The 19,347-nt window shown below is 57.1% G+C and carries 19 protein-coding genes and 1 tRNA gene; 8 read left to right on the plus strand and 12 right to left on the minus strand.

Annotated features, from left to right (window positions below; genetic code table 11):
* Window position 1: 1 nt before the first annotated feature.
* Genes LGM20_RS20610 through LGM20_RS20625 form a run of 4 tightly spaced genes read right to left on the minus strand, consistent with a single transcriptional unit; the run spans window position 2 to window position 4,005 of the window.
* Window positions 2-640, minus strand: coding sequence for an NADH:ubiquinone reductase (Na(+)-transporting) subunit D (locus tag LGM20_RS20610; protein ID WP_023288507.1), 639 nt, complete (start codon window positions 638-640; stop codon window positions 2-4).
* On the minus strand, window positions 633-1,427 hold the full coding sequence (locus LGM20_RS20615) for a Na(+)-translocating NADH-quinone reductase subunit C (protein ID WP_032453038.1): 795 nt from the start codon (window positions 1,425-1,427) through the stop codon (window positions 633-635). Before LGM20_RS20615 ends, LGM20_RS20610 begins: the two co-directional genes overlap by 8 nt.
* Window positions 1,420-2,658 (minus strand): NADH:ubiquinone reductase (Na(+)-transporting) subunit B, encoded by a 1,239-nt coding sequence (locus LGM20_RS20620; protein ID WP_023288505.1) that lies wholly within the window; start codon window positions 2,656-2,658, stop codon window positions 1,420-1,422. Before LGM20_RS20620 ends, LGM20_RS20615 begins: the two co-directional genes overlap by 8 nt.
* A 3-nt stretch (window positions 2,659-2,661) precedes the next feature.
* Window positions 2,662-4,005, minus strand: a complete 1,344-nt coding sequence (locus tag LGM20_RS20625; RefSeq protein ID WP_044521119.1) for a Na(+)-translocating NADH-quinone reductase subunit A — start codon at window positions 4,003-4,005, stop codon at window positions 2,662-2,664.
* Window positions 4,006-4,416: 411 nt separating this feature from the next.
* Here LGM20_RS20625 and dpaA point away from each other — a divergent pair, with 411 nt between their 5' ends.
* The gene (gene dpaA, locus LGM20_RS20630) at window positions 4,417-5,157 is read left to right on the plus strand and encodes a peptidoglycan meso-diaminopimelic acid protein amidase (protein ID WP_023288503.1); all 741 of its coding nucleotides are present in this window, start codon (window positions 4,417-4,419) and stop codon (window positions 5,155-5,157) included.
* On the opposite strand, the gene LGM20_RS20635 is transcribed toward dpaA, so the two are convergent.
* Both LGM20_RS20635 and lpcA read right to left on the minus strand, forming a co-directional pair.
* Window positions 5,128-5,895 carry a class II glutamine amidotransferase gene (locus LGM20_RS20635; RefSeq protein WP_004204630.1) on the minus strand — a complete coding sequence of 256 codons (768 nt, stop codon included), beginning with the start codon at window positions 5,893-5,895 and terminating at the stop codon, window positions 5,128-5,130. The two genes, dpaA and LGM20_RS20635, sit on opposite strands and share 30 nt — an antisense overlap.
* A gap of 74 nt (window positions 5,896-5,969) precedes the next feature.
* Entirely contained in the window at window positions 5,970-6,551 is a 582-nt protein-coding gene (gene lpcA / locus LGM20_RS20640) for a D-sedoheptulose 7-phosphate isomerase (RefSeq protein WP_004145825.1), read from the minus strand.
* A gap of 239 nt (window positions 6,552-6,790) precedes the next feature.
* Between lpcA and fadE the strand changes: the two genes are divergently transcribed.
* The 3 genes from fadE to LGM20_RS20655 all read left to right on the plus strand — a co-directional run bounded on the left by fadE (window position 6,791) and on the right by LGM20_RS20655 (window position 11,533).
* A complete protein-coding gene (fadE, locus tag LGM20_RS20645; RefSeq protein ID WP_032453035.1) occupies window positions 6,791-9,235 on the plus strand; it encodes an acyl-CoA dehydrogenase FadE in 2,445 nt (814 codons plus the stop codon).
* 178 nt (window positions 9,236-9,413) lie between these two features.
* The gene (locus LGM20_RS20650) at window positions 9,414-10,184 is read left to right on the plus strand and encodes an amidohydrolase (protein ID WP_023288501.1); all 771 of its coding nucleotides are present in this window, start codon (window positions 9,414-9,416) and stop codon (window positions 10,182-10,184) included.
* Window positions 10,185-10,432: 248 nt separating this feature from the next.
* Window positions 10,433-11,533: an AI-2E family transporter gene (locus tag LGM20_RS20655; protein ID WP_044521117.1), complete on the plus strand. Its 1,101-nt coding sequence runs from the start codon at window positions 10,433-10,435 to the stop codon at window positions 11,531-11,533.
* Between the two features lie 28 nt (window positions 11,534-11,561).
* Here the strand turns inward: LGM20_RS20655 and eamB are convergent, their stop codons facing one another.
* Window positions 11,562-12,152 (minus strand): cysteine/O-acetylserine transporter, encoded by a 591-nt coding sequence (eamB, locus tag LGM20_RS20660; RefSeq protein WP_044521116.1) that lies wholly within the window; start codon window positions 12,150-12,152, stop codon window positions 11,562-11,564.
* A 103-nt stretch (window positions 12,153-12,255) separates the two neighbouring features.
* Between eamB and LGM20_RS20665 the strand changes: the two genes are divergently transcribed.
* The gene (locus LGM20_RS20665) at window positions 12,256-13,137 is read left to right on the plus strand and encodes a LysR family transcriptional regulator (RefSeq protein ID WP_032734848.1); all 882 of its coding nucleotides are present in this window, start codon (window positions 12,256-12,258) and stop codon (window positions 13,135-13,137) included.
* A gap of 59 nt (window positions 13,138-13,196) precedes the next feature.
* Here the strand turns inward: LGM20_RS20665 and LGM20_RS20670 are convergent.
* Together LGM20_RS20670 and dnaQ are read right to left on the minus strand one after the other, a co-directional pair.
* Window positions 13,197-13,273 (minus strand) — tRNA-Asp (locus LGM20_RS20670).
* Window positions 13,274-13,406: 133 nt separating this feature from the next.
* Complete coding sequence (gene dnaQ, locus LGM20_RS20675) at window positions 13,407-14,138, minus strand: DNA polymerase III subunit epsilon (RefSeq protein WP_004204621.1); 732 nt, start codon at window positions 14,136-14,138, stop codon at window positions 13,407-13,409.
* A 64-nt stretch (window positions 14,139-14,202) separates the two neighbouring features.
* Between dnaQ and rnhA the strand changes: the two genes are divergently transcribed.
* On the plus strand, window positions 14,203-14,670 hold the full coding sequence (gene rnhA / locus LGM20_RS20680; protein ID WP_004204620.1) for a ribonuclease HI: 468 nt from the start codon (window positions 14,203-14,205) through the stop codon (window positions 14,668-14,670).
* On the opposite strand, the gene LGM20_RS20685 is transcribed toward rnhA, so the two are convergent.
* Window positions 14,667-15,389, minus strand: a complete 723-nt coding sequence (locus tag LGM20_RS20685; RefSeq protein WP_004204619.1) for a class I SAM-dependent methyltransferase — start codon at window positions 15,387-15,389, stop codon at window positions 14,667-14,669. The two genes, rnhA and LGM20_RS20685, sit on opposite strands and share 4 nt — an antisense overlap.
* A gap of 32 nt (window positions 15,390-15,421) precedes the next feature.
* Here LGM20_RS20685 and gloB point away from each other — a divergent pair, with 32 nt between their 5' ends.
* Entirely contained in the window at window positions 15,422-16,177 is a 756-nt protein-coding gene (gene gloB, locus LGM20_RS20690) for a hydroxyacylglutathione hydrolase (protein WP_044521113.1), read from the plus strand.
* Window positions 16,178-16,248: 71 nt separating this feature from the next.
* Window positions 16,249-17,616: a murein transglycosylase D gene (gene mltD / locus LGM20_RS20695; protein ID WP_032453033.1), complete on the plus strand. Its 1,368-nt coding sequence runs from the start codon at window positions 16,249-16,251 to the stop codon at window positions 17,614-17,616.
* Window positions 17,617-17,675: 59 nt separating this feature from the next.
* Here the strand turns inward: mltD and LGM20_RS20700 are convergent, their stop codons facing one another.
* Both LGM20_RS20700 and LGM20_RS20705 read right to left on the minus strand, forming a co-directional pair.
* Window positions 17,676-18,446 carry a class I SAM-dependent methyltransferase gene (locus LGM20_RS20700; RefSeq protein ID WP_023288497.1) on the minus strand — a complete coding sequence of 257 codons (771 nt, stop codon included), beginning with the start codon at window positions 18,444-18,446 and terminating at the stop codon, window positions 17,676-17,678.
* Window positions 18,447-18,535: 89 nt separating this feature from the next.
* Window positions 18,536-19,333: an endonuclease/exonuclease/phosphatase family protein gene (locus LGM20_RS20705; protein WP_072096514.1), complete on the minus strand. Its 798-nt coding sequence runs from the start codon at window positions 19,331-19,333 to the stop codon at window positions 18,536-18,538.
* Between the last annotated feature and the right edge of the window lie 14 nt (window positions 19,334-19,347).

Consider the following 19,347-nt stretch of genomic DNA (forward strand, 5'->3'; position numbering starts at 1 on the left):
ATTACTCCTTTTCCTGCTGTTCAGGCTTCCAGCTACGCAGGGCCCAAATCAGTAAACCGATAATGAAGAACGCGCTCGGCGCCAGCAGGAACAGGCCGTTCGGCTGATACCAGCCGCCGTTCTGCACCGTCTCCAGCACCGTGATACCGAACAGCTTGCCGCTGCCGATAAGCTCGCGCAGGAAGCCGACGATAATCAGGATCGCGCCGTAGCCGAGACCGTTGCCGATACCGTCCATAAAGCTGGCCAGCGGCGGCGACTTCATGGCGTAAGCTTCGGCGCGGCCCATCACGATGCAGTTGGTGATGATAAGCCCGACGAATACCGACAGCTGCTTGGAAGTCTCATAGGCGAAAGCCCGCAGTAGCTGATCCACCACGATAACCAGCGAGGCGATGATCGCCATCTGCACGATGATGCGCACGCTGTTGGGAATGTGGTGGCGGATCATCGAGATAAACATGCTGGAGAACGCCGTCACCAGGGTCACCGCAATGGTCATCACGAAGGCGGTTTCCAGTTTAGTGGTGACCGCCAGCGCGGAGCAGACGCCCAGCACCTGCAGGGCGATGGGGTTATTGGCGATGAGCGGCCCCACCAGCACGCGCTTCACCTCTTTCATCTCGCTCTGTTCAGCCATTGTTCAGCCCTCCTTCACGCACCTTTTTCAGGAACGGACCAAAGCCCAGTTCACCCATCCAGAAATCAAAGCTGTGCTGTACGCCATTTGACGTCAGCGTGGCGCCCGATAAGCCATCAACCGCATGCAGGTCACCAGCGCGCGCGCCGCCTTTGACCACTCTCAGCGCCGGCATGCCGTTGTCATCCAGCACCTGCTTGCCAACAAACTGCTGGCGCCAGTTCGGGTTCTCCACTTCGCCGCCCAGCCCCGGGGTCTCCCCCTGGTCATAGTAGGTAATGCCTTTCACCGTGCGGCCATCGACGTCCAGCGCCACGAAGGCGTACATCATCGACCACAGGCCATTGCCATAAATGGGCAACACCACCTGCTCAATCTTCTGCTGCGCGTCGCGCACCAGGTAGATTTCCGCCAGATTGCTGCGGCGTTTAATCCCCGCCGGATCCTGGCTGGCATCCAGCGCCATACTCTGCTGCGGATCCTTCAGCGCCTGGGCCTGATTGAATTTTGCCGGGTCCTTCTCCAGCAGCTCGCCGGTCGCCAGATTCACCAGTCGCGGCGAAATGCGCGCCGCGAAGGTGTCGGCGACCGCATCAGCATCCATGCCGGGCTGCATCAGGCCGGACACCGCCAGGATATTACGCTGCTTATCCAGCGCCCGCTGCGCCTGCTGGCGGGATTTCAGCCCCACGGCCGAGCCCGCTACCACGATGGAGCAGACCAGACAAAGCACCAGCACCACCAGCAGCGTTTTGCCGATGCTATCGTTACTTTTCTTCTCAGCCACGCGACTTCCTCCGCTTAATATTGGCCTGCACCACCAGGTAATCGAACAGCGGTGCGAAGAGGTTGGCGAAGAGGATCGCCAGCATCATCCCTTCCGGATAAGCCGGGTTCACCACGCGGATCAGCACGCACATCACGCCGATCAGCACGCCGTAACTCCATTTTCCTTTATCGGTAAACGAGGCGGATACCGGGTCCGTCGCCATAAACATCATGCCGAAGGCGAAGCCGCCGAGTACCAGATGCCAGTACCATGGCATAGCGAACATCGGGTTGGTGTCGGAGCCGATAACGTTAAACAGGGTAGCGGTGGCGACCATGCCGATCATCACCCCGGCGACGATGCGCCAGGACGCTACGCGGCCAAAGAGGATGATCGCGCCGCCGATCAGGATCATTAGTGTGGAGACTTCGCCAATCGAGCCCGGAATATTGCCGAGGAAGGCGTCCATCCAGCTCACCGGGATGCCGGTAGCGACGTTAACCAGCGCTTCACCGCCGCCGCTGGCCCACTGGGAGAGCGGCGTAGCGCCGGAAAAACCGTCCGCCGCCGTCCACACCAGGTCGCCGGAGATTTGCGCCGGATAGGCAAAGAACAGGAACGCGCGCCCCGCCAGCGCCGGGTTGAGGAAGTTGCGCCCGGTACCGCCGAAAATCTCTTTAGCGATCACCACCCCGAAGGAGATCCCCAGCGCCGCCTGCCACAGCGGCAGCGTGGGCGGGACGATCAGCGCGAACAGAATCGAGGTGACAAAGAAGCCTTCGTTGATTTCATGCTTGCGCACGATAGCGAACAGCACTTCCCAGAAGCCGCCGACGATAAAGACGGTGATATAGATCGGCAGGAAGAAGACCGCCCCCAGGGTCATCATGCTCAGCCAGCCGGCGTCGGCGCTGAAGCTCACCCCTAACCACTGGGCGACGCTGTAGTGCCAGTTGTTGGCGATCGCCTGCTGCAGTTGTTCGGCGCCGTAAAGCTTATGCAGCGCCGGTATGGTCTGCAGCCCGACGTTATACATCCCCCAGAACATCGCCGGAAAGACGGCAAACCACACGAGGATCATCAACCGCTTGAGGTCGATGGCGTCGCGCACATGCGCCGCGCCGCGGGTGACCTGGCCTGGGGTGTAGAAGATGGTCGCCGCCGCTTCATACAGCGGATAATATTTTTCCAGCTTGCCGCCGTGCGTGAAATGCGGCTCAATTTTTTCAATCAGATGCTTTAAGCCCATCTCTTATCCTTCCTGCTCAATCCGGGTTAATACGCTGCGCAGCGCAGGGCCATATTCATACTTACCGGGGCAGACGTAGGTGCACAGCGCCAGATCTTCTTCATCCAGCTCCAGACAGCCCAGCGCCTGAGCGCTGTCGGTATCCCCGGCCAGCAGATCGCGCAGCAGTATGGTCGGCAGGATATCAAGCGGCATCACCCGCTCGTAATTGCCGATCGGCACCATCGCCCGCTCGCCGCCGTGGGTATCGGTAGAGAAATGAAAGCGCTTGCGCCTGAAGAAATGGCCCAGCGTGGTGCGGGTAATCGAGAACTTCTCTTTGCCCGGCATCACCCAGCCGAAGAGCTCTTTTTCCCGCCCTTCTTTAACCACGCTCACCTGCAGATGGAAGCGCCCGAGAAAGGCGTGAGGGCCATGGGCGCGGGTGCCGCTGAGCACCGAGCCGGAAATGACCCGGTTTTCCCCCTCCTGCAACTCGCCTGCCAGCAGATCGTCCAGGCTGGCGCCCAGCGTCGTCTTGACCAGTCGCGGCGATATCACCTGCGGGCCACCGAGCGCGATCACCCGTTCGCAGTAGAGCTCCCCGTCGAGGAAAAGCTTACCAATGGCGATCGCGTCCTGATAATTGAGGTGCCAGACCTGCTTATTCAGGCTCACCGGCTCGAGGAAATGAATATGCGTTCCCGGCAGCCCCGCCGGGTGCGGCCCGCTGAACTGGTTAAAACTGACCTGGCCGACAGGATGACCGCCGAGCTTGCCGCCGCTGGGCTGGCAGACGTGGACTTTCCCGTCGGTCAGACGCGTAAGCACGGTAAGGCCAGCGTCGAAAGCGGCCCGTTCGGCCAGAATAATCGGCTGCGGCTCCGCCGCCAGCGGATTGGTATCCATAGCGTTGACAAAGATGGCGGCCGGCACGCTGCCCGGGAGCGGCGTTTTACTGAATGGCCGTGTGCGCAGCGCGGTCCACTGGCCCGACGCCAGCAGCTGCTGCTGCACGGTGTCGCGCGGCAGTTCAGCCAGCGCGTCCGCGGCGTAACGCGTAAACGCCACCGCGTCATTGCCCTCGATATCAATCATCACCGACTGCAACACGCGCCGTTCACCGCGGTGGATCGCGCTGACGACCCCGCTCGCCGGGGCGGTAAAGCAGACGCCGGGGTTCTTTTTATCTTCGAACAGGATCTGACCTTTTTTGACCCGATCGCCTTCTTTGACCGCCATGGCGGGACGCATGCCGACGTACTCTTCGCCGAGTAGCGCGACGCGCTTCACCGCTGGCGCGGGAGAAATCTGCTGTAATGGCATGCCAGCTATGGGCAAATCCAGCCCTTTTGTGATTTTAATCATATCGTTAGCAGGTATCCGTAACCTCAACCCCGACGCAGGCCGGGGCCAGCTTATTGACAGAATGGCAGAGAAGAAAGGGCGAAACGGCGCCAGATGCGCTCAGGACGGAAGAGAAGCATCCTTTCTTACTCTGGTGATGAACCGGCGCAAGTGTAACATTTCGTGAGCGTCGGCTGTAGCGCGAGAGGCAATAAGTGCTTCTAAAATGCGAGCTATTGCGCAAAGTTCTCACTGTGTTTTCGTCGCTGGCAGGGTATAAAGTGAGGCGGAATTGTAAACGCCGCCACGTCGCCCTTGCGAAAAAATGCCGTGATGCTAATGTGAGCGCTCTAAATCCAGAAAACTCTGATTTCGGGTCTCTCTTGCCGTCCTGGCAATGTGGCTATTTTGTTTTATCAAGGAACAAGCAGTATGCGCAAAATCGCATTATTTATTGCGATGCTTCTGCTGCCGTGCATGTCATTTGCCGGGCTGCTCAGCAGCAACAGCCCGACGACGCCGGTTAGCAAAGAATATAAGCAGCAATTAATGGGTTCACCGGTTTACATTGAGATCTTTAAAGAAGAGCGCATGCTCGACCTTTACGTCAAAATGGGTGAGACCTACCAGCTCCTCGACAGCTATCGGATCTGCAACTACTCCGGAGGCCTGGGCCCGAAACAGCGCCAGGGCGATTTCAAGAGTCCGGAAGGGTTCTATAACGTCACCCGCAGCCAGCTCAAACCCGACAGCCGCTTCTATAAAGCGATCAATATCGGCTTCCCGAACGCCTACGATCGCGCCCATGGTTATGAAGGGAAATACCTGATGATCCACGGCGACTGCGTCTCTGTCGGCTGCTACGCTATGACCGACAGCGGGATCGATGAGATCTTCCAGTTCGTGACCGGCGCCTTAGTCTTCGGTCAGCCAAGCGTGCAGGTGAGTATCTATCCGTTCCGCATGACCAACGCCAATATGGAACGCCACAAATACTCCTACTATGCGGATTTCTGGAAACAGCTGAAGCCTGGCTATGATTATTTCCAGCAAACCCACAAACCGCCGGTCGTATCAGTGACCGACGGCCGCTATGTGGTGAGCAAGCCGCTCAGCCACGAGGTTGTCCAGCCGCAGCTGGCCTCAAACTATACGCTCCCCGAGACAAAATAACGCCCACTCGCCTGGCATGATCTTATGCCAGGTCTCATTGGCCGTCAGCGGCTGCGTGGCGATAACCGTGACCACATCGTTGGGTGTGGTCTCGCGTTGAAAGTCGATCTCCACATCCTGGTCCAGCAGTTTTGCCACGCCGAACGGCGCCCGCCGGGTGATCCAGTGCAGGTTGGTCGAGCAGAACGCCATCACATAGCGTCCGTCCGACAGCAGCATGTTGAACACCCCTTTCTCACGCAGTTCCCCCGCCAGGGTGGCGATATACTTAAATACTCCCAGCATATTGCCCGGCGTACGCGGGTAGCGCTCGGTTAAGCGGTGCAGCAGCCAGCAGAAGGCCTTTTCACTGTCGGTTTCACCGACCGGGTGGAAATTGCCGGTTTTCAGCGATTTATAGCCTTTGAGCTGCCCGTTGTGCGCGTAGGTCCAGTTACGCCCCCACAGCTCGCGGGTGAACGGATGCGTATTCTCCAGGGCCACCATCCCGCGATTGGCCTGGCGGATATGCGCGACGACGGAACAGGACTTAATGGGGTAATCCTGGACCAGTTTCGCGATCGGCGACTGAAAGCTCGGCTGCGGATCTTTGAATGTGCGACAACCTTTGCCTTCATAGAAGGTGATGCCCCAGCCGTCTTTATGCGGCCCCGTCCCGCCTCCGCGCTGTACCAGCCCGGTAAAGCTAAAACAGATATCTGTTGGCACATTGGCGCTCATCCCGAGCAGTTCGCACATAGATCACCTCACCATCACAAATCACGACGGCGCCGAAGCGAGGCCGCCGTCAACAGTACACACTCACCTGCCTGTTAGCCTTTCGCCATCTCTTTTTCGATCAGCATAATCAGGATATGGATCACTTTGATGTGGATCTCCTGAATGCGGTCGGCGTAGCCAAAGTGCGGCACGCGAATTTCCACATCGGCGCTACCGGCCATTTTACCGCCGTCCTTACCGGTCAGGGTGATCACTTTCATCCCCTGCGCCCGCGCGGCCTCAATGGCCTTGATTACGTTGCCGGAGTTGCCGGAGGTGGAGATGCCGAGCAGCACATCGCCCGCGCGGCCGACGGATTCAACGTAGCGGGAGAAGACATACTCATAGCCAAAATCATTGCTCACGCAGGAGAGATGGCTGACGTCGGAGATCGCAATGGCCGGATATCCCGGGCGGTTTTCGCGATAACGTCCGGTCAGTTCTTCCGCAAAATGCATCGCATCGCAATGGGAACCGCCGTTGCCGCAGGACAGCACTTTACCACCCGCCTTAAAGCTATCCGCCAGCAGGACAGCGGCACGCTGGATAGCATGGATATTGGCTTCGTCCTGCAGAAAGTTAGCCAGCGTTTCCGCGGCTTCGTTCAGTTCGTTACGAATAAGATCCTGGTACATGAGGATAATCCTTCAGTATGAGTGGAATACCCCTGGCAGTGTACCGGATAGCCGCCGAAGCGAGAAGCAGCAGGCTGCGTTATCCCCCGCCCTTTTGATTTTATGTGCCGCTTTTGCATACAACAATGTGAGCAAGGTTGTAATTATTTTGTAAACACATTGCTAAATAAAAAGGCATGCACTACAACCAATACATCACAAGTGGTCAGACCTCCTACAAGCACAGGGAGCATTTCTCTATGATGATTTTGAGTATTGTTGCAACCGTTGTTTTACTCGGTGCGCTCTTCTATCACCGGGTCAGCCTGCTGCTCAGCAGCGTGATCTTGCTCGCCTGGACCGCAGCGCTTGGCGCGGCCGGTCTGTGGAATATCTGGCTGCTGCTGCCGCTGGCGATCATTCTGTTGCCGTTTAACTTTGCGCCTATGCGTAAATCCATGATTTCCGCACCGGCGTTTCGCGCCTTCCGCAAGGTCATGCCGCCGATGTCGCGTACCGAAAAAGAGGCCATCGACGCCGGGACCACCTGGTGGGAGGGGGATCTGTTTCGCGGTAATCCTGACTGGCATAAGCTGCATAACTATCCGCAGCCGCGTCTGACCGCCGAAGAGCAAGCCTTCCTCGACGGCCCGGTGGAAGAAGCCTGCCGGATGGCTAACGACTTCGCCATCACCCACGAAATGGCCGATCTGCCGCCGGAGCTGTGGGCGTATCTGAAAGAACACCGCTTCTTCGCGATGATCATCAAGAAAGAGTATGGCGGGCTTGAATTCTCCGCTTATGCCCAGTCGCGGGTGCTGCAGAAGCTCTCTGGCGTCTCCGGCATTCTGGCGATCACCGTCGGCGTCCCGAACTCACTGGGCCCGGGCGAGCTGCTGCAGCATTACGGTACTGAAGAGCAGAAAAACCATTACCTGCCGCGTCTGGCGCGCGGGCTGGAGATCCCCTGCTTCGCACTCACCAGCCCGGAAGCGGGCTCCGACGCCGGCGCCATCCCGGATACCGGCGTGGTCTGCATGGGCGACTGGCAGGGCCAGCAGGTGCTGGGTATGCGCCTGACATGGAACAAACGCTACATTACGCTGGCGCCTATCGCCACCGTGCTGGGACTGGCCTTTAAACTTTCTGACCCGGATCGTCTGCTGGGCGGGGAAGAAGAGCTGGGCATCACCTGCGCGCTGATCCCGACCTCCACCCCGGGCGTGGAAATTGGCCGTCGCCACTTCCCGCTTAACGTCCCGTTCCAGAACGGCCCAACCCGCGGCAAAGATATCTTCGTGCCGATCGATTACATCATCGGTGGGCCGGGGATGGCCGGTCAGGGCTGGCGCATGCTGGTTGAATGTCTGTCGGTGGGCCGCGGTATTACACTGCCGTCCAACTCCACCGGCGGCCTGAAATCGGTGGCTATGGCGACCGGGGCTTACGCCCATATTCGCCGCCAGTTCAAAATCTCGATCGGTAAAATGGAAGGCATTGAAGAGGCGCTGGCGCGCATTGCCGGTAATGCTTATGTGATGGATGCTGCGGCCTCGCTGATTACCTACGGCATTATGCTCGGCGAGAAACCGGCGGTGCTCTCCGCGATCGTGAAATATCACTGCACCCACCGCGGCCAGCGCTCCATTATCGACGCAATGGATATTACCGGCGGGAAAGGCATTATGCTGGGCGAAGGCAACTTCCTCGCCCGGGCATATCAGGGCGCGCCTATCGCCATCACCGTGGAAGGTGCGAACATTCTGACCCGTAGCATGATGATCTTCGGTCAGGGTGCGATTCGCTGCCATCCGTACGTGCTGGAGGAGATGGCTGCCGCGCAGAACAACGACCTGAACGCCTATGACAAGCTGCTGTTCAAACATATCGGCCATGTCGGTAGTAACAAAGTACGGAGTTTCTGGTTGGGCCTGACCGGCGGACGCACCAGCAGCGCGCCGACCCGCGACGTCACCCGCCGCTACTATCAGCAAATGAACCGTCTGAGCGCTAACCTGGCGCTGCTGTCAGACGTCTCGATGGCGGTGCTGGGGGGCAGTCTCAAGCGTCGCGAACGTATCTCCGCGCGTCTGGGGGATGTGTTAAGCCAGCTGTACCTGGCCTCGGCGGTGCTGAAACGCTATGACGATGAAGGACGCAATGAAGCCGATCTGCCGCTGGTTCACTGGGGGGTGCAGGATGCGCTGCATCAGGCCGAGCAGGCCATCGACGATCTGCTGAAAAACTTCCCCAACCGTCTGGTGGCTGGCGCAATGCGCCTGGTCATCTTCCCGACCGGTCGTCATCATCATGCGCCGTCGGATAAGCTGGACCATAAAGTCGCTAAAATTCTGCAGGTGCCCAGCGCCACCCGCTCCCGCATCGGTCGCGGTCAGTACCTGACGCCGAGCGAGCATAACCCGGTCGGCCTGCTGGAAGAGGCGCTGCTGGAAGTGATGGCGGCCGATCCTATCCACCAGCGTATCTGCAAAGAGTTGGGTAAAAATCTGCCGTTCACCCGTCTCGACGAACTGGCCGCCCATGCCCTGGCGAAAGGCTTAATCAGTCAGGATGAAGCCGCCATTTTGACCCGAGCAGAGCACAGTCGCTTGCGCAGCATTAACGTTGACGACTTTGCGCCAGAGGAGCTGGCAACCCAGCCGGTAAAGCTGCCGGAAAAAGTTCGCAACGTTGAAGCCGCATAATAAAACAACAACCACATCACACGCCGGGCGGGGAATTTTCCCCGCCTTTTTTTCGTCTCTCCTTCCCCCGCCGTTCCTGTTAGTAGCATTTTTTTAACAAAATATTCCGCGGACCGCCGCGAGGCTGATAAGGTGTTACAGTTAACCTAACCCCCTCATGAGAATGGAGTTGACCATTGTGCCTGGCCTGAAAATTACGCTGTTGCAACAACCGCTGGTCTGGATGGACGGCCCTGCTAACCTGCGCCATTTTGATCGCCAACTGGAAGGGATTGTCGGGCGCGATATCATTGTTTTACCTGAGATGTTTACCACCGGCTTTGCGATGGAAGCGGCAAAACAATCTTTACCCGAGGCCGAGGTGGTAGCGTGGATGCATGCCAGGGCGGCGCAAACCCAGGCGCTGATCGCCGGCAGCGCGGCGCTGCAAACTGAGCGCGGGGCCGTTAACCGCTTCCTGCTGGTCGAGCCTGACGGCACGGTCCATCATTATGATAAACGTCACCTGTTCCGTATGGCCGATGAACACCATCACTATGAGGCCGGAGACAAGCGCGTGGTCTTTGAATGGCGCGGATGGCGGATCCTGCCGCTGGTCTGTTACGACCTGCGCTTTCCGGTATGGTCGCGTAACCTTAACGACTATGATTTGGCGCTGTATGTGGCCAACTGGCCGGCGCCGCGCTCCCTGCACTGGCAGTCGCTGCTGGTCGCCCGCGCTATCGAGAACCAGGCCTATGTCGCCGGCTGTAACCGGGTCGGTACCGACGGCAACGGCCATCATTACCGCGGTGATAGCCGGATTATCAGTCCCCAGGGGGAGATTGTCGCCACCGCCGATCCGCATCAGGCCACTCGTCTTGACGCCGAACTGTCGCTGAGCGCCCTCCAGGAATATCGTGAAAAATTCCCCGCCTGGCGCGATGCCGATCCTTTTACTCTGGATTAATCCCCCTCCGCTTTCTTCCCCCTTCTGCAGGAAAAGAAAGCGGAATTTCCTCTTGCCGCGCCCAACAGAATATTTACAGGGCGCCCTTCATTTCTGTTCTACACTCATTAAAAGGCCCACAACCAAACGGGCGGAGATCATTTTCAATTAACTTCTGCGTTGTAAACGCATGACTTTTCTGTTGCCAGCTTGTTTTGGTGAACCCGGCTGAGCGTTGGCGTATGCATATTTTATGAGCGTAATAGAAAATGGATAATAATAATCTTCAGTTAATAGAAAAACGGCTGGTCACCCGCTTTCTCGATATGTTTATTCGGTTTGGGCTTATTCTGGCGCTGGCCTCATTCTGTTTTACCGTCTTTTCTCCCTTTATCAATATGATGCTCTGGGCGCTGATCCTCGCCGTGGCGCTCTATCCCTTACATCAATATTTTGCCGGATTGTTAGCGGGCAAACAGGGACTGGCGTCAGTGGTGCTGGTGCTGTTAGGTATTTTACTGATTATTATCCCCACGGTGCTGATGATCACCTCGCTGGCGGAAAGCGCCAGCGCGATGATCGACCGGATGGGCAGCCAGAGCTTTACCATTCCCCCGCCCTCCTCGCGCATTGCCGCGTTACCGATCATTGGCGAACGGCTTAGCGCCCTGTGGATGAGAGCTTCCGTCGATCTGCCAGGATTGCTCAGTAATTACCGCTCGCAAATCGGCGACATTGCCAAACAGTTTCTCAGTATTTTGGCCAGCATGGGCGGCGGGCTGATTGGCTTTATTATTTCGTTTATCGTCTCGGGAATTATGATGGCCTGGGGCGCAGCGGGCGCCATCAGCGCCCAGCGTATTGCCATCCGTATTACCGATGAGAATAAAGGCGTGACCCTCACCCGCCTGTGCACCAGCACCATCCGCGCGGTCGCCCAGGGCGTCATCGGGGTGGCACTGATCCAGGCGCTGCTGGTCGGCGTGATCATGCTGATGGCCAGCATTCCCGCCGTCGGGATCTTCTTTATTCTGGCCCTGATCCTCGGCATTGCCCAGGTGCCGGTGATCCTGGTGACGGCCCCGGCCATCGCGCTGATGTGGAGTCTCGGCACCCACAGTACCGGAATGGATATCTTCTATACTGTCCTGCTGATCGTCGCCGGTATGGCCGATAACGTCCTCAAACCACTGCTGCTGGGGCGCGGAGTCGATGCGCCAATGCCCGTGGTGCTGCTGGGCGCCCTTGGCGGAATGGCCTCTAACGGCATTCTCGGTATGTTCCTCGGCGCCACCCTGCTGGCCATCGGTTACCGGATCTTTATGACCTGGGTAAATGAAGGGCAACCCGCCCTGGCGCAGGATAAATAACCTCAAGGGAGCGTTACGCTCCCTTAATTCATTCCATAAACATTCGTACCGCGCACCAGACCAACAGCAGCGCCAGCAGCAGATTTAACCCTCTTCCATGGCGTTCGAACACCGGCTGAAACAGCTGACCGGCCAGCGCCCAGCAAAGATTGCCGGCAACGCCTATTACTGATAGCAACAGGCTTATCATCACCAGCCAGAATGGCTCGCGAGTCACCGGCAGAACAAAGGTCGACAGGGCCGTGATGCCGTACAGGATAATTTTTACATTCACAAACTGCAGCCCCAGGCTGGCCCAGAAGCTGACAGGCCGCTCCTCCTGCCCACCGCTGGCCGGGTCGCTGCGGGCAATATGCCAGGCCAGCCACAGGATATACCCCGCGCCGACCCAGCGTAGCAGGGAGGTTATCCCCTCATCCAGGGTAACGAGAGTGAACGTCAGCCCGGCACAAATCAGCATGATGATCACAAACCCCAGGCTCATGCCGGCCAGAACCCGCATGCTCCGTCGAAGGCCGTGCGCGGTGACGCTGCTCAGCGCCAGAATATTATTCGGCCCGGGCGTCAGGGCGGTGATCAGGGTGTAAGTTAAAAAGGCGCTAATCAGGGTAGGTGTCACGTGTTTTCTCCTCTTGACTGGCAGACAGTACCCGAAGCTGATAATTTAAAAAAATGAATGTTTTTTCATTCTGAATTCGAGAATGTCGATATAAAGAGGAAATATGGATCTGCGACGCTTTATCACCTTCAAAACGGTTGTCGAAGAAGGATCCTTTCTGCGCGCCTCGCAGAAACTGTGCTGCACCCAGTCCACCGTAACCTTTCATATCCAGCAGCTTGAGCAGGAGCTTGCCATCCCGCTGTTTGAGAAAATTGGCCGACGAATGTGTCTCACCGCCGCGGGTAAAAATGTCCTGCCGCACGTCTACGATCTGACCAAAGTGATGGCGTCGATTCGCCAGGCGGCGCGCCAGGACGATGAACCCGGCGGCGAACTTCGCGTCGCCACTGGTGAAACCCTGCTGGCGTACAAAATGCCGCCGGTGCTGCAGCGTTTTAAGCAACGCGCCCCGAAGGTCCGCCTGTCACTGCAGTCGCTCAATTGCTACAGCATCCGTGATGCGCTGCTCGCTGACGAAGTCGACCTGGGGGTGTTTTACCGGGTTGGCAACGATGATGCGCTCACCATGATGGAACTTGGCCCGCAGCCGCTGGCGCTGGTCGCGTCAGTCGATCAGGCGCCGGTCGACTTCCTGCGCCCACGGCAGCATATCCCATTGAGCTTTATCATCAACGAACCCCAGTGCGTGTTCCGGCAGATTTTTGAAAGTACCCTGCGCCAGCGCGGCATTACCATGGAGAACACCATCGAACTGTGGAGTATTGAAAGCATCAAGCAGTGCGTGGCGGGCAATCTGGGGGTGAGTTTTCTGCCGCGCTTTGCGGTAGAGGAGGAACTCAAACGCGGGACGCTGGTCGAGCTGCCGTTCAGCGAGACGCCGCTGACGATCCATGCGCTCTGCGCCCATCACGCCGGGAAAACAATCAGTCCGGCGATGCGGGTATTCATGCAGTGTATGCAGGAGGAACAAGAGGCGCGCTGAAATTCGGCGACGAAAACGACGAAAGCCTGAATCATTGCTGATTCAGGCTTTCTGAATAGTGGCGGAACGGACGGGACTCGAACCCGCGACCCCCTGCGTGACAGGCAGGTATTCTAACCGACTGAACTACCGCTCCGCGTTGTTGTTCCGTTGGGAACGAGGCGAATATTACGGATTCCCCTCTACCCCGTCAACGCTTTTTCTACCGTTTTGAATCGTTTGCTGCAAAAATCGCCCAACCGCCTACTTTTAATCCATTTTAGTGGTTATCAGGCACGCCACAGGCAGCTTCCGCCTTTCTTTTGTACCAGATCGAGGCGGGATTCATGGTTCACCAGCTCTTCATCAGAGGCATAAACCACCCGTAACTGGCTGGCGGCGCGAACGACGCGCTGAATCCCCATCTCGCCTGCCTGCTGCTGGCTTTCGCCTTCCATAGAGAACGCCATCGACGTCTGGCCGCCGGTCATCATCAGATAGACATCGGCAAGGATCTGGGCATCGAGCAGTGCCCCGTGCAGCGTACGCTTGCTGTTGTCTATTTCGTAGCGCGAACATAGCGCATCCAGACTGTTGCGCTTGCCGGGAAACATTTTCCGCGCCAGCGCCAGACTGTCGGTGATTTTACAGAAGGTCTCGGTTTTCCCGATCCCGCGGTTCAGCTTACCGAACTCATAATCCATAAAACCGATATCGAACGAGGCGTTATGGATCACCAGCTCCGCGCCGCGGATGTAATCCATAAATTCATCGGCCACGTCGGCAAAGGTGGGTTTATCCAGCAGGAATTCGTCGGCGATCCCGTGCACGCCGAACGCCTCCGGATCCACCAGCCGATCGGGCTTGAGATAGACGTGGAAATTGTTACCGGTCAGGCGGCGGTTAATCACCTCCACGGCGCCGATCTCAATGATCTTGTGTCCTTCGTAGTGCGCCCCGATCTGGTTCATACCGGTGGTTTCGGTATCGAGAACAATCTGGCGCGTAATTGCAGTGCTCATCGCGGTCATTTATGTCAGACTTATCGTTTACAAATCGATTTCAATTACAGGAAGTCTACCAGAGATGCTCAAACAGGTAGAAATTTTCACCGACGGCTCTTGCCTGGGAAATCCAGGACCCGGCGGTTACGGCGCCATTATGCGCTACCGCCAGCACGAAAAAACCTTTAGCGCCGGCTACCGTCTGACCACCAATAACCGCATGGAACTGATGGCGGCGATCGTCGCCCTCGAAGCGTTAAAAGAGCATTGCGAGGTGGTGCTCAGCACCGACAGCCAGTATGTCCGCCAGGGGATCACCCAGTGGATCCACAACTGGAAAAAGCGCGGCTGGAAAACGGCAGAGAAAAAACCGGTAAAGAATGTCGACCTCTGGCAGAGGCTGGACGCCGCGCTTGGCCAGCATAAGATCAAATGGGAGTGGGTGAAGGGCCACGCCGGCCATCCAGAAAACGAACGCTGCGACGAGCTGGCCCGCGCTGCGGCCTCCCATCCCACTCAGGACGACATCGGCTACCAGCCGGAGAGCTAATTCTGCCCCTTGCGCCACTGCCGGGTGGCGCCTACTGCCGGCCGCAGCTGGGTTTTCGCTTTCCCTGACTTCATCGGATTAAGGGTGAGCGGAATAGTCCGTTTGCGGGCGACAATCAATTGCAAACAGCCCAGCGCTGGCAGATGGGTGCTCAGCAGTTTGCCGCCATGCCGCGACCAGGGTAAAACCTGATAACGCCCATAATGCAGCACTTCAAAGTTGAGCAGCGACAGCCAGTCCAGCTGGCGCATCAACGTAAACATACGGCTGTTGTACGGCGTGCCTTTGCGCAGCACCGGCACCAGTTTACGCAATCCCATCAGGCTCACCGGATTAAACCCGGTCAGGATCATCCAGCCATCATCGATCAGGACGCGATCGGCCTCCCGCAGCAGGCGATGCGGATCGCTGCACCACGGCAGGGTATGCGCCAGCAGGCAGGCGTCGACGGACTTTTCGGCAAAGGGCAAATGCAGCGGGTCGGCCCGGACCTGCATTGGGTTTCCCGCCAGCGAGACATTCACCTGGTGCGAGATGGCGCAAGCTTCGGTATTGATTTCCGCGCTCAGATTGCCAATCTTAAGCAGATGAAAGCCATATAATTTAGCCAGCCACGGCTTCATCTGCTGCTCCAGCGTTTCGCGATAGTATTCGCCCCACGGCATACTGGACCAATGCTCAGGCGCTGTCACTGTATGAGGTATCCTTGCCGGCTTCATTGCCACCTTCCGCTACGCTTTAGAGGTAATTTATGAATCTTATCAGTATTCCCGCGTTTCAGGACAACTACATCTGGGTTCTCACTGAGAATCACGGCCGCTGCATCATCGTTGACCCGGGCGAGGCCGCGCCGGTTCTGGCGGCAATCGAGGAAAACCAGTGGCAGCCCGAGGCCATTTTACTGACCCATCACCATCAGGATCACGTCGGCGGCGTAAAACAATTACGTGAAAAATTCCCCTCTCTGGTGGTTTACGGGCCGGCAGAAACCCAGGATAAGGGGGTTACTCAGGTAGTAGACGATGGCGATCGGCTGTCAATTCTCGGGGTCGATTTTTCCATTTTCTCCACGCCAGGTCACACATTAGGACATATCTGTTACTACAGCGAACCTTATCTGTTTTGCGGCGACACGATGTTCTCCGGCGGCTGCGGAAGGCTGTTCGAAGGCACTGCAGAGCAGATGTATCAATCATTTATGAAGATTAACGCCCTTCCTGAAGAAACCCTTATATGTTGCGCACATGAATATACGTTAGCGAATATGAAGTTTGCGTTGAGTATCCTGCCTGATGATAGGGACATAAACGATTACTATCATAAAGTTAATGAGTTACGTGCAAAAAAACAAAAGACACTACCCGTAATTCTGAAAAACGAGCGGCTTATAAATTTATTTTTACGGGTAAATGATATTGATTTAATTGACAAAATTAACAAAGAAACAAAATTGCAACACTCTGTGGCGCGATTTGCGTGGTTAAGGTCAAAGAAAGACGAATTCTGATATTTAATTCTTGTCATCGGCTAACTTCGCCGTTATCCTTGGTCGTCTTTTAAGCAACTATTGACACACACATGAAGGCACGAGCGATATTATTCGCCTCTGTCCTGCTGGTGGGGTGCCAGGCGTCTAAGCACGATGGCACCGTCGAACAGCGAGCACAGAGCCTTTCTGCGGCTGGTCAAGGGGAAGCAGGCAAGTTCACAAGTCAAGCGCGCTGGTTAGATGATGGAACCTTCTACGCGCAAGACCAGGATCTGTGGACTTCCATAGGCGACGAGCTAAAGATGGGAATACCGGATAACCCCCGGATTCGCGAGCAAAAACAGAAGTACTTAAGAAATAAGAGCTATCTCCACGATGTAACTTTACGGGCAGAGCCGTATATGTACTGGATAGCCGGGCAGGTTAAGAAACGTAACATGCCAATGGAACTGGTATTACTACCCATAGTGGAGAGCGCTTTTGACCCACACGCGACGTCTGGCGCCAATGCCGCAGGCATCTGGCAGATCATTCCGAGCACAGGGCGCAATTATGGTTTAAAACAGACCCGCAGTTACGATGCGCGTCGTGACGTTGTCGCATCGACTACCGCGGCGCTGGACATGATGCAACGTCTGAACAAAATGTTCGACGGCGACTGGTTGTTAACGGTTGCGGCATATAACAGCGGCGAAGGTCGGGTCATGAAGGCAGTGAAAGCGAACCGTTCGCGTGGCAAACCCACCGATTTCTGGTCGCTGTCTCTGCCGCATGAAACGAAAGTCTACGTACCGAAAATGCTGGCATTGAGCGACATCCTCAAAAACAGCAAACGTTACGGCGTAAAGTTGCCTACGGCTGATGAAAGCCGTGCGCTGGCGCGCGTTCGCCTCGACAGTCCGGTTGATATTTCTCAGCTCGCGGATATGGCCGGTATGCCGGTCAGCAAGCTGAAGACCTTCAACGCCGGCGTAAAGGGGTCAACGCTGGGCGCTAGCGGGCCAAAGTACGTCATGGTGCCGCAGAAACACGCAGCCCAGCTGCGTGAATCGCTGGCCTCTGGCGACATTGCCGCCGTACAGCCGACGCAGCTCGCGGATAATACGCCGCTGACCAGCCGAAGCTATAAGGTGCGTTCCGGCGATACCATTTCCGGGATTGCTTCCCGTCTCGGCGTCACGACCCGCGATCTGCAGCAGTGGAATAACCTGCGCGGCTCTGGATTGAAGGTTGGACAGAACCTGGTTATCGGCGCCGGCAGCAGCGCGCAGCGTCTGGCGAATAACAGCGATAGCATCACCTATCGCGTTCGCAAAGGTGATTCGCTGTCGAGCATCGCCAAACGTCATGGCGTTAATATTCGCGACGTCATGCGCTGGAACAGCGATACCGACAATCTGCGGCCTGGCGATCAGCTAACGCTATTTGTGAAAAACAGCGATCGACCAGAGTCCTGATACGTCAGGGTTCGATAAAAAGGCACCGACTTCCCCCGGTGCCTTTTTTGTTGTCCGTATTAAACCGCTTTATGCGCTTCAAACATGATGGTATCGCTGGTAAAGGAACCATCCTGCTGTAACTCAAAGTAGGCTTTCACCTCCGCCGAGGCGCTCTGCTGGTATAAACGAATCGCCTCCACCAGCGGCTCAGGGGTACGCATCCGCGCCACCCACGAACTGAACTCCAGCGGCAGGCGATCGGTCAACAGTTGATTAATCACCAGCCCCGCCTCCGTCGCCAGCGTCAGCCACTCGCCGCTGGAATAATTACGCACGTGCGAGGTATCGCGCAAGGCTTCCACCGTCTGCAGCCAGACATCACGCACCACATGGCCCGGCGACATCACGTCCATCACGATCATCACCCCACCCGGCTTGAGGACACGTTTCACCTCGCGCAGCGCCTGGCCAACGTCATGCCAGTGATGAGCAGAATAGCGGCTGATAACGATATCAAAGCTGGCATCAGCGAACGGCAGCGTTTCGGCATACCCCTGCTGGGTCACGATATTGCTAAAACCTTTCTCCTTTGCCGCGGCGGCAACGACCTCCAGCATCTGGCTCGATAAATCATAGGCGGTCACCTCGGCAACCTGTCCCGCCGCGGTAAAGCTGGCGTGCCCTGCCCCGCAGCCCATATCCAGCACTTTCGCCTGAGGAAAATCAGCCAGTCGTTCCGCCAGCCGCTGCAGATCGCGACCAGAGGCGTGCACGGCGCTGGTCAGATAGGCGCTGGCCTGGGAGCCGAACTGCTTTTCGACGTTGTCATGGTGAGAGCGTGTTGTCATGTTGTCTTGTCCTTACGGTTTTTTGAGTAATAAAAGGCAGCACCATGCATGCGCAGGCCTGCCCCATGGCAGGCCTGACCAACCTTAAATTAATCAGGCTTGCCGGGACTGAATTCGACTAGTAGCGGGTTGTGGTCGGAGGCGCGGGTTACCAGCACGGAAGCATCGTGCACGCTTAACCCACGGTAGAACACAAAATCGAGCGGGCGACCAAACGCGCGGCGGCGCTGATCGTCCGGGAAACGAACTTCACGCAGCGACATCTCGCGTGCAAAGCGGTACAGGGCGTTCATCCGCGGGCGGCTCCAGGCATTGAAGTCGCCGGCCATGATCACCGGCCCGCTGTGATGGGCGATCTGATCGCCAATCGGCAGCAGCTGTTTGCTGTAGACGTCGACGCCAAGGCTGAAGTTAACGGCATGGATATTGACCACCATTAACAGCCGCGCATCGGGCAGCGGATAGACAGTCACTAATGCTGATTTAGGCAGACGCAAAATAGGTTCACGTTCGCGCAATGGGCAGCAATAGATAGGATGGGCGGAAGCCAGCGTCATCACGCCGGAAGGATGCTGCGGCAGCACCAGCGCAGGCACCTGATCGGCGGCCAGATAGTTGGTGGTCGCGAACCTGACCAGCTCCGGCGTCGTCTGCGCCTCCTGCAACAGGACTAAGTGCGCGTCTTTGCCAAAATTCTTAAGGACCGACTGCCACTCTGCGCGCTGCTGTTTGAAGATATTCCACACCAGCACGCGGATTTTCTCATCGCTGCTTAACGGCGTGCCGGCGGGATAAACCGGACTCACGCCCGCAAACGCCCCCGGAGGCAATATTCTCTCCGCAGGTTGTCCGGCGACATAGCGCATGGCGTAGGTGTTCTTTCGCAATTTGGGCATTAATC

This window comes from Klebsiella quasipneumoniae subsp. quasipneumoniae (assembly GCF_020525925.1).
GTDB classification, from domain to species: domain Bacteria; phylum Pseudomonadota; class Gammaproteobacteria; order Enterobacterales; family Enterobacteriaceae; genus Klebsiella; species Klebsiella quasipneumoniae.